The sequence below is a fragment of the Mesorhizobium sp. Root695 genome (assembly GCF_001428185.1).
Taxonomy (GTDB): Bacteria; Pseudomonadota; Alphaproteobacteria; order Rhizobiales; family Rhizobiaceae; genus Mesorhizobium.
Genome location: NZ_LMHO01000023.1, coordinates 569,030 through 582,242, shown reverse-complemented (window position 1 = coordinate 582,242; position 13,213 = coordinate 569,030). Strand labels below are relative to the sequence as shown.

Genomic DNA, 13,213 nt, shown 5'->3' with positions numbered 1-13,213 from the left:
AATTCTTATTAAACCCGGCACGTCGATCCATCCCCGGCAGGGCCGGGGATGGATGCCTCTCGTGGCGATTCCGCAAACCAGGTCATGGTTTTGAAATCATGACCTAATTGTTGCTGGCCACCGGTGCCACCAGGGAGGTGATGCGGCGAATGCCAACGCGCCGGTTCTCGCGGTTTGGCGCCGCCGTATTGACCTTCAGATACTCCTCGCCATAGCCCTGCGTGGTCAGGTTCTCCGGCGGGATGCCGAAGGCGTTGGTCAGCGCTTCCGCCACCGCTTCCGCGCGGCGATCGGACAGAGCGAGGTTGGCTTCCGGCGAGCCGACGGCGTCGGTATGACCTTCGATCAGGAAGGTCTCGGCCGGGTTCTTCTTCAACAGTCTCTCCATGGCGGTGGCGACGCCCTCGAGCTTCTGCACCTCGGTGTCGGAGATCGAGGCCGAACCGAATTCGAAGTTGAGCGTGTCGAGATCGACGCGCCGTGCAATGTCGCGCACGCGGGCCGAACGCTTGACCTCGTTGATCGAATAGAGGCGTTGGACCTTCTCCACCGGCGGCTGTTCGAGGAAGTCGTAGTAGTCATCGGGGCTTTCGACATCCTCGGAATTAAGGATGTACTCCCGGCGCGGGATGGTCAGCCGCATCGGCGGCAGGTCGTCGCCGGGATCGCGCCAGTCGCCCTCGTCCTGATAGGTGCGCTCGTCGACATAGCTGAGCACATATTCGCGGCCATCAGGCGTGATGCGCGAACGCCGGATGACATCGCCGTAACGGTTGCGGATGGTGACGATCTGGACGCCATTGCCCCGCTCGACCGTCTCGCGTGTGCGGCCTTGCGGCAGATCCTCGTAGTAGACGTCCTTGGCGCCGCGTTTCATGCGCGGGGCGTCATTACTCTGGACGAATGTCTGGTTGTTGAACTGCAGGATGACGCGATCGCCGAGTTCCCTGACGACGTCGACGCCTTTCGGACGCCGGCGGTCGCGGACGTTCTCATCGGGCGCACGCTCCACGCGCGTGCCCTTTTCCTCCGTCACCGGCGCGATCTTTTCAGGCTGGATTGCCTGTTGGGCCGACTTGTCGTCGGTGGGCGGCGGTCCCTGGTCGACCGGGGCCGGCTTTGGAGCTTGCGCCTGCTCGCCATTCTGCTGCGCGGGCTGGTTGGCCTGCTCGCCATTCGCATTCTCGCCTCCCTGCTGGCCGTTCTTGCCCTTGCGCTTGCGCAGGACATCCTTCTGGCTATCAAGGATAGGAGCTGCGTTCTTGTCGGCCGCATTTTCACCTTCGGCCGGCTGCTGACCATTGGCGGGTTGTTCGGCCGTTGGCGGCTGTTCTCCAGTGGCCGGCTGCTCTCCCGTCACCGGCTGCTCGCCAACAGGTTTCCTGACACGCTTCTTCGTCGTGTCCTGAGGCTGCTCGCCCTGGGCCGCAGGCTGTTCGCCGGAGGGAGCCGTCGCCTCTCCAGCGGGAGCTTCCTTCGGCGTCGGGGCGACCTCAGGTTCGGCCTGCTGGTCCTGCTTCTTCTTGCGCGGCTTAGCCTGCTCGGCGGGCTGATTGTCGTTGGCCGGTTCTGCCTGGCCTGCCGGTGCCTGGTCGGTCTGCTGCTGCTGGTCGCGCTTCTTCTTGCGCGGCTGCTGCTCCTGGGCGGGTGCTGCTTGTTGGGCCGGCGCCTGCTCGGTCTGCAGCTGCTGGTCGCGCTTCTTCTTGCGCGGCTGCTGCTCCTGGGCGGCCGGAGCGGCCTGATCGGCCGGCGCCTGCTCGGTCTGCTGCTGCTGATCGCGCTTCTTCCTGCGCGGCAGCTGTTCCTCGGCTGGAGCCGCCTGTTCGGCTGGTGCCTGCTCGGTCTGCTGCTGCTGATCGCGCTTCTTCCTGCGTGGCTGCTGCTCCTCGACGGGCTGCTCGCTCTGGGCGGGCGCTGCCTGCTGTTGCGGATCGGCCTTCTTGCGCCCGGGCTTCTGTTCGGGTTCCGCCTGCTGCTTCTGTGCACAGGCCTCGGCCGATTCGCCTTCGGCGCACGCAGCTTGCGCCAAAATGAATGGGGCTGACGTGCGCTGGGCAGGACCGAACGCGGCACCTCCCTGAAGCGGGTACGCGCCCAACGGCGCGGATGCCATCAGCAGGCCAAGGGCGGTGCCGGCCAGAATCCGTGGTTGGCGTTTCATCGAAAATTCTCCTTGTGGGGTCCCATCCTTGCCGAAACCGATCTTGCGCCGATTGGTTCCGGTTTGGCGTGAATACAGGCCGCGCGGGGCGATTGACCGGCCTTTTGAAGGCAACTTCGTGTCATTCGCCTAATGACAGCCGCATTTCGGCCGTTGCCGCGCTTGACCTTGCCGGCGGCTGGGGCCACATGCCGGGAATGGAAACGCCATTCTGGAAAACCAAGACGCTGGAGGCGATGAGCCCGGCCGAGTGGGAATCGCTCTGCGACGGCTGCGGCAAATGCTGCCTGTCGAAGCTTGAGGACGAGGACACCGGCGAGATCTACTGGACTAGCGTCGGCTGCCGAATGTTCGACGCCGAGACCTGCCGCTGTTCGGACTACGCCAACCGGCTGGCGCGTGTTCCCGACTGCGTCGGGCTGACGCCGCAGAATGTGCGCACCATCAGCTGGCTGCCCAGCACCTGCGCCTACCGCCTGGTGGCCGAGGGCCGCGACCTCTACTGGTGGCACCGGCTGGTGTCGGGCAGCGCCGAGACCGTGCATGAAGCTGGCATCTCGATGCGCGGCCGGGTCAATGCGAGCGAAACCGATCTTGCCGAGCCGGAAGACTATTTTGACTACATGCTGGACGAAGAACCCTGAGACTCGCGTCAGGTCCTCAGCCCGCCGGATTGGGAACCGCAGGCTCAGTCAGGCGTTTTGGCGTTCACCACAGGCTGTGGACGATGGCGAATGGCCGGAAATTTCCCTTTTCTCGCCACATGAACCGGAGATGAACAGCAGGTTCGCAAAGAGTTCAGACTGGCAAGCGCATTCTCCCCCCATCGGTTCACGAGGACGGGCGAAAGCCCGCAAAAAGGAGAGAAGACGATGTTCAATACGATCAAGACGGCAGCCCTTTCGGCCCTGGTCGGTCTCGGCACGCTGACGGCCATCCCCGCTCACGCCGACAGCCTCTATCTCGGCTTCGGCAACAACAACGACCCGCGCTTCGGCGTCTATGCCGGCGACGACGGCTATCGCCATCGCCGTGATGAACGCCGCGGCGACTGGCGCCGTGGCTGTTCGCCGGACCGCGCCCTCGACAAGGCCGAGCGCATGGGTCTCCACCGTGTCCGCATCGTCGACGTCAGCCGTCGTACGGTGAAGGTGATGGGCCGCCAGGATGGCGACCGTGTCGTGGTGGTGTTCGCCAACGAGCGCGGCTGCCCGGTTATCTATCGCTGAGGCTGGAATCATAGAGGCATGACCCTCTGCGAGCGTCAGCCTGGAGACACGACCCTCTGCAAAGGTCGATGCGGCATGATCCTCTACGAGGATCAGCCGGGACTAGCCGAGCCCCTTTCCGTTTGAAGGGTGTGGCTCGAAAAAACCCCGCGGAGCAATCCCGCGGGGTTTTTCATGCACGCTATTGGCTGGTGATTGCCGTGGCTGAGCAAGGCTCAGCCACGGATCGTTCAGTGCCGGTTACTTCAGTTCGAAGGTGACGGTGACCTGCACATTGTAGGAATTCTCGCCGGCCTGCACCGGAGCCGCGGCACCCGCCGCGGCGTCGAAGGCCTTGGCGTTGATCGGCATTGGCGTCGGCGCCATGTTCTGATCAGTGATCTCGAGTACCCGGCCGAGGCTGACACCTGCGGCCTCGGCCAGCGTCTTGGCCTTGGCCATGGCGTTGGCGACCGCCTTCTTGCGCGCCTCCGTGACCGTGGCCGCCGGGTTGTCATTGGTGAAGGCGATGCCGCCGCCCTGGTTGACGCCGATCGACACCGCCTTGTCAAGGATCTCGCCGGTCTTGTCGACGTCGCGCACCCGCACCGAAAGCGTGTTGGTCACCTGATAGGCGACGAGTTCGGCTTCCTGGCTGCCGTCCGGCTTGTTGGTGTAGTTGTAGCGCGGGTTGATCTGGATACCGGCGGTCTGCAGGTCGCGGTCCTTGATGCCAGCCGACTTCATCGCCGCGATCACGGCGGCCATGGCGTCATTGTTGGCGTCGAGCGCGGCGCGCGCGGTCTTGGCCTCGCGCATGACGCTCAGCGTCAGGACCGCCAGATCAGGCGCCACGGTTGCTTCGCCTTCGCCTGACACGATGATGCGGGGCGGCGTCGGCAAATCGGTGGCTCCAGCCATCGTCGGAAAAGCGATTGCAGCGGCGAGCGCGATGGGCAAAAGGTTTCTCGTCATGAAAATCTCCTTGGTCTGCGATCAAGTCGCAGAGGTCGCGTAGAGCGCGATTATGGGTTGATTTGGGCGATCTGCGGAAGCCCGGCGGGAAAGCCTTGTGCCGCGACGGGAAAAACATTAATCCAGCCCGCGTGGGGCCTGTAGCTCAATGGTTAGAGCCGGCGGCTCATAACCGCTTGGTTGGGGGTTCGAGTCCCTCCGGGCCCACCATTATCGTTATTTATCAATGCTTTAGAAGGCGGTTCGCCACAAGGTTCGCCAACAGGTTCGCCAAGCATCGGCTTGCGCGTGACCAGCCGCACGACGCGATCCATCCCCTGGACCGCCAGCCGTACCTGCGATGCCTCGCGCGAATAGAGCTCCGCATGATCGATGTCGTCGTGACCGAGGACGTCCATCATCTGCCTGGTGGAGGCCTCGGCCTCCGCCAGATAAACACCGGGCGACTTCCTCAAGCCATGCAGGGTCAGGCCCTTCGGAAGACCGGCAAGCTTGCACCAATGCGCCATCATTCCAGTCAAGGACTTGGCGGAGAAGGGCTCCCCATAGGCGTTGACCAAGACGCTCTCGCCGCGCCTGTCAGCCGCATCCAGGATCTCGGACAGCATCGGCGTGATCGGCACGAAAAGCCGTTTGCCGCCGGTTCGTCCCTTGTTCTTGGCCTGGACGATATCGAACCCGTCGAAGTGACGGGTGAACGCCCGAGGAATGTCGCCAGGCGTTCGATATCGCGGAGATAGTTGCGCTGTGTCTCCCGTGAGAAACGCCGCATGTTCATGTCGTCGATCAGCCGCTGGCGCAGTGGGCTGATCCGGGCATCGAGAACGAGGTGCTGCATGGTCAGGCTCCTTGTTGAAGAAGCCCGCCATGCTCTGCTCGAGCCGAACGACGCTCAACGCGAGCGCGACGACCGGTTCTTGATCTCTACCTCAACCGCAGGCGCCCCTCCCGCGCAGCGGGCTCGTTCTCCGGCCCAAATCTGCCGGTCAGCAATACGCCTATCAGCAATGCGCCTAATCTCGGTCATAGGGTCTACGCTAGCGGCGTCCCTAAAGCGGACATGGAAGCGGACTGAGGAGGCGGCATGTTCGCGTCAACAGCGGTCATCCGCGGGAGAATGGCGGCGGAAACAGAACCTGCCGCCATTCCATTCCCGTCGCCCTCATTGGAGGTTTAGATCTCGGAGAGAACAGTCAGATCGCCCGTCCGCCAGACATTGTCGACCGTGTTGCGGGTGATGACCCAGACGTCGCCGGTTCTCGCCAGCTCGACGTCGTAGCGGTTCTTCATGAGGTAGTGACGCGAGGGATCGCTGCGGGGAACGTGCTGGGCTTCCACGAGCACGTCCATGCGTGCCGTGTCGCCATCGATGGCGACGCGCGGATTGCTGACGGAATGGGTGGTGTCCAGCGTGCTGAGCGACGTCGTCAGGGCAGAGACGATGACATCCCGGCCTTCAATCACCGGATACTCGAACCTGGCTTTGGCAGCAGCCGGCCGAAAGTCGGAGACCGCGTTCTCCGCAAGCGAAGAAGCCAGAAGCTCCATGTCGCGAAGGTCGATGCCCGCGGCGAAGCGATAGAGGGCCTCGACGACCGCGAGCCTGTCTGCGGCGTCCTGTGTGAGAGATGGCGAGGTGGTCATAAAACGTGCTCCTTGTCGTGCCGGAGGCTCGCGGAATGCAAACCGTCCCCGGCATCGGCGCCCACGGCGCCGGTGATATTGGTTCGATAGGACTGCTGGTGGAGCCGCTATTCCAAGTCGGCGTCCATGCGCTCGATCAGACCGTCCGAATTGATTGCAATCTTCAGGATGCCGACCTCGTGCCCGAAATCGCCTGTGAAATCGAGCCGGACGTTCGAATGGAGGTCGTCCAGCTCCTCTAATGACAACAGCCTGCTTTTGGTGCTGTAGCCGACGAAGAAGCGCTCGAGGTATTTGCGGACGCCATCGCGCCCGACGAAGGTGTCGCCGACCGAAACGTCATCGATGACGGCGTCGGCGGCGAACAGGGACAGCGCGCCCTCGACGTCGAAGGCGTTTGCGGTCGCGATGAAGGATTCGACGAGCTTCTGCATCGTGCATTCCTCAGATGTCGACGATCGTGGTGTCGGCGATGGTCTGGGCGAAGCCGCTTCCGAACAGATCGGCGGGCGCTTGGAAGCCGAAGCGGACTTCGCCTGCAAGCACACGGCGGCCAGCTTCGGCCGCAGCCATCGCGGTGAAGGTATAGCCGTTGACCGTGTCGAGACGCGAATGGGCGACGTGTCCATCCGCGTCGGTGACTTCGACGGCCGCCTGGCAGCGGTTCGCCAGACGCTCGTCTTCGCTCGGGCCGTCCGGGAGCAGCGAGAGATCGCCCTGCGGGAGTCCGTCGCCGGTCAAATGCACGAAGGTCTCGACGTCGGGAACGCCCGTCGACCGCCAGATCGTGATGAGATCGGGCAGCGTCACCGGGAAGCAGTCGACCGCCCCCTTGCCGAAGTCGAACTTCCGGATACCGTCGGCAGCTACGGTGACCAGCTCGCCATCCACGCGCGCCAGGGTCTCGACGGTGACGTTCTCCATGGCGCTGATCGCCGATCCTCGGGAAAGTCCGCCTGCGACATACAGCGCGATCCTGATCTTGCGAGGATTCGCGACGCGCGCAGCGCCATGTCCGGCGAGACTGCCGAGCATAGCAACGCTGCCACCGCCGCCCGGCATGAGCATGACGCCCGCGGCTTTCGCCTCGTCGTCGAGTCCTTCCGCCAACCGGTAGCTGTCGAGTTCGGCCGCGGTGTCGAGATAGTGGATGCCGTTGCGGATCGACGTCTTCATCAGGGCGTCGGCGGTGCTCATGAACGGCCCGGCGCAGTTCAGGAGGACCGAAATGCCGGCGAAGCCGCTGCCGATCGTCGCCGCGTCTTCGAGACCGAAGACGCGGTATTCCACGCCGAGATCAGCGGAGAACTTCGACAGGGCCGCTTCGCTGCGGCCGGCGAGCACGAGTGGCGTACCTGCCGCCGTTGCATGCTCTGCCGCCATCCGGCCGGTGTAGCCGGTCGCGCCATAGATCATCAGTTTTGTCATGTCAGTGCTGCCATTCCTTGTAGACGAATTCGAGGCTATAGCCGTCGGTCGAGAACCTGCGCGGCGTAGTAGCGTGGGTCGTAGTGGAGCTGCGCTCCGGGCGGATGGACCTCGGAAGCGCCTGCGGCCATGGCGGCAGCGAAGGCGGCATCGACCTGAGTTGTGCCGTTGGCGACGAAGCCGACATGAGCCGCACGGCCTTCGACGACGCCATCGCGGAGCCAGAAGAAGACCCTTCCGTTCGCGCCAAAACCCTTCAGGTCCGGATGGCCGCGTGGACCATCCTTTCCGTCGTAATTAATCACGTGAGTAATGCCGCGCGGTGCAAGCGCTGCCTCGTAGAAGGCGATCGAACGGGCGACGTCGCTGACGGAGATAAAAACGTGGTCGAGCATGCTGCTCTCCTTTGGTCAGATGACGTAGCCGCCCGCGACCTCGATGTTCTGGGCATTGATCCAGCGGTTCTGACCGGACAAAAGGCTGGCGACGACGCCACCGATCTCTTCGGGTTCGCCGACGCGGCCGAGCGCGGTCTGGCCCGCGAGCATCGCCTCGAACTCGTCGTTCAGGCCGCCACCCAGTTCGGTGCGGATTGCACCGGGTGCGATCGAGTTCGCCCTAATCCCCCGCTCGCCGAACTCCTTGGCCATGTAGCGGGTCAGGACTTCGAGCCCACCCTTGAACGAGGCATAGGGTGCGACGCCGGCCGTCGCCACGCGCGAGGTGGCGCTGGTGATGTTGATGACCTGGCCGCCGTCCGCCATCATCGGCAGGAGGATCTGGGTCAGGAAGAAAGGTCCCTTGAGATGGACGTTGAACAGCCCGTCGAACTGTTCTTCCGTCACTTTGGCGATCGGACTGAAGAGGCCGTATCCGGCGTTGTTGACGAGATAGTCGAAATCGCCACGGCCCCAGACGGATTGCAGTTGGGCGGCGACGGCGTCACGAAATGCCGGGAAGGAACTGACGTTTCCGACGTCGAGCTTCAGGGCCACGGCCCTGCCGCTGCTCTGCACGATCGTCTTCACGACCTCCTCTGCTTTTTCGGGATTGCTGTTGTAGGTTACGACCACGCCCATGCCGTTGCGGGCGCATTCGACGGCGGTGCTCGCTCCTAGGCCCCGGCTGCTTCCGGTGACGATGACGATCTTCATGGGTCTTTCCTTCTATATTCGGTAACCTGAAGCTAAGCCTGCTCCGTCTCCCGCGCTCACCCATTTCTTCCTGAAGCTTGCCTATTTCTGCTTCGCGCTTGCGAAGCCATTCCCGGTCTGTCACGGTCGACCCCATGGAAGAGCAACTTCAGGAACTGCGCAGCTTGGCCTCGTCGGCCGAAAATCGCCGGACGGAAACAGGAATTCCCCGCGTCGCCATGGTCCAGGGTGAAATACCCGAGCACCGGCTTTCGGCCGTCTATGAGCCGATGATCAACCTGATCCTGACCGGCTCGAAGACAATGACGGTCGGCGAACGGACCTTCGCCTACGACCCCGCCACTTATTTCGTCATGTCGGTCGATCTACCGGCCGTGGGGTCGGTGCATCCGGCGGCCACGGGGGAGCCGTATCTCGCGGTCAGTCTAACGCTCCACCCTGCGACTGTCGCGGCGCTGATCAGCGACCTGCCCGTGCAAGTGTGCAGCAAGCTCTTCGGGTCGGGCTTCTCGGTTGCGCCCGTTAGCGAGGAATTTCTCGACGCCTGGGTGCGGATGCTCCGGCTTATGAACCGGCCGGACGAGGTCGCCGTGCTCGCGCCTGCCTACGAACGGGAGATCCTGTTCCGGGTGCTGCAGGGACCCTTGGGCTGGATGCTACGGGACATCGCGGCGCCCGACGCGGCGCTCTCACGGATCGGCGTCGCGATCCAATGGATCCGGCAGAATTTCGCAAAGCCCCTGAGGGTCGAGGCGCTCGCCGAGATGGCGGCCCTGAGCGTCTCGGCATTCCACCGCCATTTCAAGGCGGTCACGGCGCTCAGCCCCATCCAATACCAAAAGCAGGTCCGCCTGCTTCATGCCCGCACGCTTCTGATGGCAGGAGAGGGAAGCGCGACATCTGTGGCCTTCTGTGTCGGCTACGAAAGCCCCAACCAGTTCAGCCGGGAATACGCGCGGCAGTTCGGGCTGCCCCCATCCAAGGATGTAGTACGTCTTCGAAGCGAGGCGTAACTGTGCCTATGCAGGAGTCGGGTCTAATCCAAACCATGGCATCCGATGTCGTGTGTCCGCTTTCATCTTGGGCAGCCCAGCAGCGGACGGTCGGTAGTCGGCCCCCTTTTGACCCAAAAAGGTGCCGGACCGCAATGCGCCTGATGTCGGCCCCGTGTATTATCTTGCCCTTCTCTAAGGCTGACATCTACTTGACAGCATCCGCAACTCAAGCCGATGCCGGCATAGAGTAGCGCGGTACCGGTAGAGATGATCACGTTGCTTTTTAATGGTCTGGTGGCAGCCCGCCTGTAGCGCTTAGCGCAGGCTGAAGCTGCATGCGAACCGACATTCAGTGTGTCGGCAAGCCTGGCTTCAGCTACGGCGGGACTTCACAATGCGGCCGATCTGGATCAGATTCAGAATCACAAAGAAAACGTTCCAGCCGACGACGTTCATGAGTGGCGCGGGCTGGCTATAGAAATACACGGCAAGGCAGATTGCAGCCGCTGTGGTGAGAATCCTCAGCCGCAAGATGTCCAGCGTGAAGTAGGCGATCACATACATGACGTTCGCCACGTTTATCAGAAGTTCCATTTCCTGGTTTCCAATTGGTCTGGGCACTCAGACGAGACGGTCCTTGAAGTGTTCCCGAACAGCATATGCGATCGCACCGCGGCGAATGCCGATGTCCTTCAGGATGTGGTCAGGCAGTTGGTGCAAAGCTTTCTCGGCCCTGCGTGCTCTCAGCCCGATCGACACGCGCTTCAGGTAGTGAAACATTGGTTTTCTCCATTCGTGAGGAATCGCGGCACCGGAATGCGGCATGCCGTTCCAAGCGCCGTCTGTTCATTGGTTGCTGATTGGATGACGCTGCCCCGCTTTGATCACGCGAGGCAGCGACTGGCGGTCTCAGGCGGCCGCTGTCATCGGATCATTGCGAATGATGACCGTGTCGGCGACCGGGTAGAATTCCTCGCCGGGCATGCCAACGCGCTTGGCGTGATCGCGGATGGCCTCGCCGTCTTTGGCCTCGTAGATGCAGAAGGTGCCGATGCGGCCATCGGGTTCGTGCACGACATAGCTGCGGATCCAGCTGACCGTACCCGACATCTGTTCCTTGGCGACCTTTGCCGATTTGGCGCCGGCGGCTTCGAGTTCCTGCAGTGATGCCCAAGCGCTGGGGCGGCGGATAACAAACAGGTTCATGATCTTTCCCTTTCGATTTAGCGCCAGCCCTTCGCGGCGCTGCTTATTGCCAGGCGTGTCTGCTTGGCTTGGGAAAATTACCTTCAGGGAGGGCTGATCGTCCTTATCGGGACCTGATCTCTGGCTGATCGTTGGCCACCGCCGCCGATATGCTTGATCGGCAGCCAGTCCAGTTAAAGAAGGCAGGCATGCTCAGAGATTGAGTTCTTGCCCGGAGCCATCGACAATCGACTGGCATTCGCGCGAAAAGCCATTGCGAAGCGTTGCGGCTTCCTCTTCCAGGCGCCGTGATCCGAGATGGCGGGCCGATCTCTCGGCCGCGGTGATCTCCACTTTCGCACCGCTGACGTCACCCGAACGCAACAGGGCACTGGCGATCTGCAGCCGAACCCTTGCCGCGTGATAATCGACGCCTGCACTGGTCCATAGCTGTCGCGCCAATAACAGAAGCCGATTTCCGTTTGGATCGCCTGGCCTGCAAAGTGCGGCCTTGGTTTCGGCTATCAATGCCTGCGTTGCGGGTTGCCGCCAGCGTTCTAGCTGGGCATCGATTTCTTTGAGATAGATTGACGTCTGGTCAGAGCGCCCGCCGCGTGCTGCAATGCAAGCCGCGTTTACCAACAGGTTTCCGCGTCGCTGCAGATGGAACCACGACGTCCCCTGCAGAGCCCGGTCGAGTGCGGCAAGCGCCCCGTCCAGATCGCCGGTTTCGAATAGAAGCACAGCATTGCCAGGCTCCGCATCCCAGCCGAGCGCATAAGCCTGATCGTAGTCGGCCCGCGCCGATGTAAGGTCGCCGCTCATGGCGAAGATATCGCCGCGGACACGGAAGCCTTCGCCGAGCGACCAGGATTCCTCCGCGGAGAGCTTGGGTAGCGCTTCGTTTATGCAAGTCAGGGCTTCCGGCAATACCTGCTGCGCCGCGATCACTTCAGCGCGATGAAGGTCACACGCACCCGAGGTCTGCGCAAAACTACGGTGCACCAACTTTCAAAGCGCTCCACTGGCGGGCACGAGGCCAATCGGCATATGTCCTGCAGCTCCGAGGATATTGCAATAAACAAGGCTGCCGGTGATCGGGTCAACCTGGCTCGACAAGGCGATTGCCGCCGCACGATTTTGCTGCTCGCTGCCCTCCTCGATCTTGCCGAGGGCGAGATTGAAAAATCTCTTATACGTCAAAGTCAGAGCCCGCAGGCCGGGATCGTCGCAATTCTCGGCTATCGCGTGAGCGGCTGACGCCAGTCGCAGCGCTTCCTCAGGCCGGCCGCCGGAAGATGCCAGGCGTGACCTCATCCACAGCAGATAGGCCTGCGTGCTATCGTCTTTTGACTGGGAAAGAAGCGACGCGGCACGTTCCAGCCATCCCTCTGCGACGGCACCTGATCCACGCTCGGCGTGGATTTTTGCGAGTGTGATAGCGGACCTGGCGGCGCGGGCGAAGTCGCCAGCCTCGACATGAGCTGCCACCGCGCGGGCCAGTTCAGGGATCGCCTCGGTTGGCCGCCCGCCACATTCGACGACCTGCGCCCAGAGATCGACGTCAGTTGGAGAGAGGCCTTCATTGTCCGCCAAATTCTTGCAGCCGCGCTCCAATCGCGTAAGGCTGCCAGCTTGCGCGCCTTGGCAAGCTTGTCGTCCCCTTGCAAAGAGGCAGGCCGCACAAAGCCCAGTCCTGGATCATCGATGGCGAAGCGATAGCTGTGGCGAACGTAGCTATGTATCGCGTCCTGCAGGCCGCCTGCTGCAAGCGCCTGGCCTCGAACGCCGTCAGCGCCTTTTCGGCCGCATCGGCATCGACGGCGCGGTAGATGTCCTTGAGCGCTGTCGCCAGCCCTTTGCGGTCTTTCCAGGAGACGAAGTCCATGGAGTTGCGTAGGTGGACGATGCAGGTCTGAACGATCGCCTCCGGGAACACGGCGGTGATCGCGTCGGGGAAGCCCTTCAGGCCATCGACAACGGCCAGCAGGATATCGTCGACGCCGCGGTTCTTGAGCTCGTTCATCACCCGCAGCCCCGGGTGCTCATGCCGCGCGCGTACATAGACACGATCTTTTCGTCGAAACCGGGGAAGCGACGCTGATACTTGGCGATCAGCTGCGCATCGAAACTGGCCTGGCAATCGCGCGGTACGTCGATCTCCAGCTTGCCGGTCTCCGTCGTCACGGTCTTGCGGCCGTAGCCGTTACGCGTATTGCCAGCGTCTTCGCCGCTCGCCAGATGACGGTCCATCTCCGCGTTTAGCGCGCGCTCGGTCAGAGCCTTCTTGAGCGAATCCAACAGGCCGCCCTGTTCGAAGGCAGCACTGGCTGCGCCTCCTGCCAGAAGCTGGTCGAGTAAATCATTTGGTATCGCAGGTTCTTTGCGTCGGGTCATAGTGGGAATCCTTTTTACCCATTATGCCCGCCCGCACACGGAATTCCTGACAGTCCTTTCAAAGGT

The 13,213-nt window shown here is 62.5% G+C and carries 15 protein-coding genes, 1 tRNA gene and 2 pseudogenes; 4 read left to right on the top strand and 14 right to left on the bottom strand.

Annotated features, from left to right (window positions below):
• Positions 1–103: 103 nt before the first annotated feature.
• A complete protein-coding gene (locus tag ASD99_RS21870; RefSeq protein ID WP_057144843.1) occupies positions 104–2,161 on the bottom strand; it encodes an OmpA family protein in 2,058 nt (685 codons plus the stop codon).
• 197 nt (positions 2,162–2,358) lie between these two features.
• Between ASD99_RS21870 and ASD99_RS21865 the strand changes: the two genes are divergently transcribed.
• Both ASD99_RS21865 and ASD99_RS21860 read left to right on the top strand, forming a co-directional pair.
• Positions 2,359–2,805 (top strand): YcgN family cysteine cluster protein, encoded by a 447-nt coding sequence (locus ASD99_RS21865; protein WP_057144930.1) that lies wholly within the window; start codon positions 2,359–2,361, stop codon positions 2,803–2,805.
• Between the two features lie 228 nt (positions 2,806–3,033).
• Positions 3,034–3,390: a hypothetical protein gene (locus ASD99_RS21860; RefSeq protein WP_056595275.1), complete on the top strand. Its 357-nt coding sequence runs from the start codon at positions 3,034–3,036 to the stop codon at positions 3,388–3,390.
• Between the two features lie 240 nt (positions 3,391–3,630).
• On the opposite strand, the gene ASD99_RS21855 is transcribed toward ASD99_RS21860, so the two are convergent.
• Positions 3,631–4,344, bottom strand: a complete 714-nt coding sequence (locus ASD99_RS21855; protein WP_057144842.1) for an SIMPL domain-containing protein — start codon at positions 4,342–4,344, stop codon at positions 3,631–3,633.
• 134 nt (positions 4,345–4,478) lie between these two features.
• Here ASD99_RS21855 and ASD99_RS21850 point away from each other — a divergent pair.
• A tRNA-Ile gene (locus ASD99_RS21850) sits at positions 4,479–4,554 on the top strand.
• A gap of 83 nt (positions 4,555–4,637) precedes the next feature.
• Here the strand turns inward: ASD99_RS21850 and ASD99_RS32625 are convergent.
• From ASD99_RS32625 to ASD99_RS21825, 6 genes and pseudogenes are all read right to left on the bottom strand, one after another.
• Positions 4,638–5,027 (bottom strand): annotated as a pseudogene (locus ASD99_RS32625) (tyrosine-type recombinase/integrase); the annotation flags it as partial.
• A gap of 490 nt (positions 5,028–5,517) precedes the next feature.
• Positions 5,518–5,988: a nuclear transport factor 2 family protein gene (locus tag ASD99_RS21845; protein ID WP_056595271.1), complete on the bottom strand. Its 471-nt coding sequence runs from the start codon at positions 5,986–5,988 to the stop codon at positions 5,518–5,520.
• A gap of 107 nt (positions 5,989–6,095) precedes the next feature.
• Positions 6,096–6,422 carry a nuclear transport factor 2 family protein gene (locus ASD99_RS21840; protein WP_057144841.1) on the bottom strand — a complete coding sequence of 109 codons (327 nt, stop codon included), beginning with the start codon at positions 6,420–6,422 and terminating at the stop codon, positions 6,096–6,098.
• 10 nt (positions 6,423–6,432) lie between these two features.
• On the bottom strand, positions 6,433–7,404 hold the full coding sequence (locus ASD99_RS21835) for a saccharopine dehydrogenase family protein (protein ID WP_244497853.1): 972 nt from the start codon (positions 7,402–7,404) through the stop codon (positions 6,433–6,435).
• 47 nt (positions 7,405–7,451) lie between these two features.
• Entirely contained in the window at positions 7,452–7,811 is a 360-nt protein-coding gene (locus ASD99_RS21830) for a VOC family protein (protein ID WP_244483021.1), read from the bottom strand.
• 15 nt (positions 7,812–7,826) lie between these two features.
• Entirely contained in the window at positions 7,827–8,570 is a 744-nt protein-coding gene (locus ASD99_RS21825) for an SDR family NAD(P)-dependent oxidoreductase (protein WP_056595264.1), read from the bottom strand.
• Positions 8,571–8,704: 134 nt separating this feature from the next.
• On the opposite strand from ASD99_RS21825, the gene ASD99_RS21820 reads away from it, so the two are divergent.
• Positions 8,705–9,583 (top strand): AraC family transcriptional regulator, encoded by an 879-nt coding sequence (locus tag ASD99_RS21820; RefSeq protein WP_057144839.1) that lies wholly within the window; start codon positions 8,705–8,707, stop codon positions 9,581–9,583.
• Positions 9,584–9,937: 354 nt separating this feature from the next.
• On the opposite strand, the gene ASD99_RS21815 is transcribed toward ASD99_RS21820, so the two are convergent.
• The 6 genes and pseudogenes from ASD99_RS21815 to ASD99_RS32605 form a co-directional block, all read right to left on the bottom strand.
• Positions 9,938–10,159: a hypothetical protein gene (locus tag ASD99_RS21815; protein WP_056595262.1), complete on the bottom strand. Its 222-nt coding sequence runs from the start codon at positions 10,157–10,159 to the stop codon at positions 9,938–9,940.
• A 27-nt stretch (positions 10,160–10,186) separates the two neighbouring features.
• Positions 10,187–10,345, bottom strand: a complete 159-nt coding sequence (locus ASD99_RS32610; protein ID WP_162256717.1) for a DUF1127 domain-containing protein — start codon at positions 10,343–10,345, stop codon at positions 10,187–10,189.
• Between the two features lie 129 nt (positions 10,346–10,474).
• Entirely contained in the window at positions 10,475–10,771 is a 297-nt protein-coding gene (locus ASD99_RS21810; protein WP_056595260.1) for a nickel-binding protein, read from the bottom strand.
• A 192-nt stretch (positions 10,772–10,963) separates the two neighbouring features.
• Positions 10,964–11,758 carry a hypothetical protein gene (locus tag ASD99_RS21805; RefSeq protein ID WP_156389044.1) on the bottom strand — a complete coding sequence of 265 codons (795 nt, stop codon included), beginning with the start codon at positions 11,756–11,758 and terminating at the stop codon, positions 10,964–10,966.
• A gap of 3 nt (positions 11,759–11,761) precedes the next feature.
• On the bottom strand, positions 11,762–12,346 hold the full coding sequence (locus ASD99_RS21800) for a hypothetical protein (RefSeq protein ID WP_057144837.1): 585 nt from the start codon (positions 12,344–12,346) through the stop codon (positions 11,762–11,764).
• A gap of 181 nt (positions 12,347–12,527) precedes the next feature.
• A pseudogene (locus ASD99_RS32605) lies at positions 12,528–13,147 on the bottom strand (transposase); the annotation flags it as partial.
• Between the last annotated feature and the right edge of the window lie 66 nt (positions 13,148–13,213).

Bases quoted from the DNA above. Each gene is read 5' to 3' on its own strand.
- ASD99_RS21870 (WP_057144843.1), bottom strand. From the start codon at position 2,161: ATGAAACGCCAACCACGGATTCTGGCCGGCACCGCCCTTGGCCTGCTG.
- ASD99_RS21865 (WP_057144930.1), top strand. From the start codon at position 2,359: ATGGAAACGCCATTCTGGAAAACCAAGACGCTGGAGGCGATGAGCCCG.
- ASD99_RS21860 (WP_056595275.1), top strand. From the start codon at position 3,034: ATGTTCAATACGATCAAGACGGCAGCCCTTTCGGCCCTGGTCGGTCTC.
- ASD99_RS21855 (WP_057144842.1), bottom strand. From the start codon at position 4,344: ATGACGAGAAACCTTTTGCCCATCGCGCTCGCCGCTGCAATCGCTTTT.
- ASD99_RS21845 (WP_056595271.1), bottom strand. From the start codon at position 5,988: ATGACCACCTCGCCATCTCTCACACAGGACGCCGCAGACAGGCTCGCG.
- ASD99_RS21840 (WP_057144841.1), bottom strand. From the start codon at position 6,422: ATGCAGAAGCTCGTCGAATCCTTCATCGCGACCGCAAACGCCTTCGAC.
- ASD99_RS21835 (WP_244497853.1), bottom strand. From the start codon at position 7,404: ATGATCTATGGCGCGACCGGCTACACCGGCCGGATGGCGGCAGAGCAT.
- ASD99_RS21830 (WP_244483021.1), bottom strand. From the start codon at position 7,811: ATGCTCGACCACGTTTTTATCTCCGTCAGCGACGTCGCCCGTTCGATC.
- ASD99_RS21825 (WP_056595264.1), bottom strand. From the start codon at position 8,570: ATGAAGATCGTCATCGTCACCGGAAGCAGCCGGGGCCTAGGAGCGAGC.
- ASD99_RS21820 (WP_057144839.1), top strand. From the start codon at position 8,705: ATGGAAGAGCAACTTCAGGAACTGCGCAGCTTGGCCTCGTCGGCCGAA.
- ASD99_RS21815 (WP_056595262.1), bottom strand. From the start codon at position 10,159: ATGGAACTTCTGATAAACGTGGCGAACGTCATGTATGTGATCGCCTAC.
- ASD99_RS32610 (WP_162256717.1), bottom strand. From the start codon at position 10,345: ATGTTTCACTACCTGAAGCGCGTGTCGATCGGGCTGAGAGCACGCAGG.
- ASD99_RS21810 (WP_056595260.1), bottom strand. From the start codon at position 10,771: ATGAACCTGTTTGTTATCCGCCGCCCCAGCGCTTGGGCATCACTGCAG.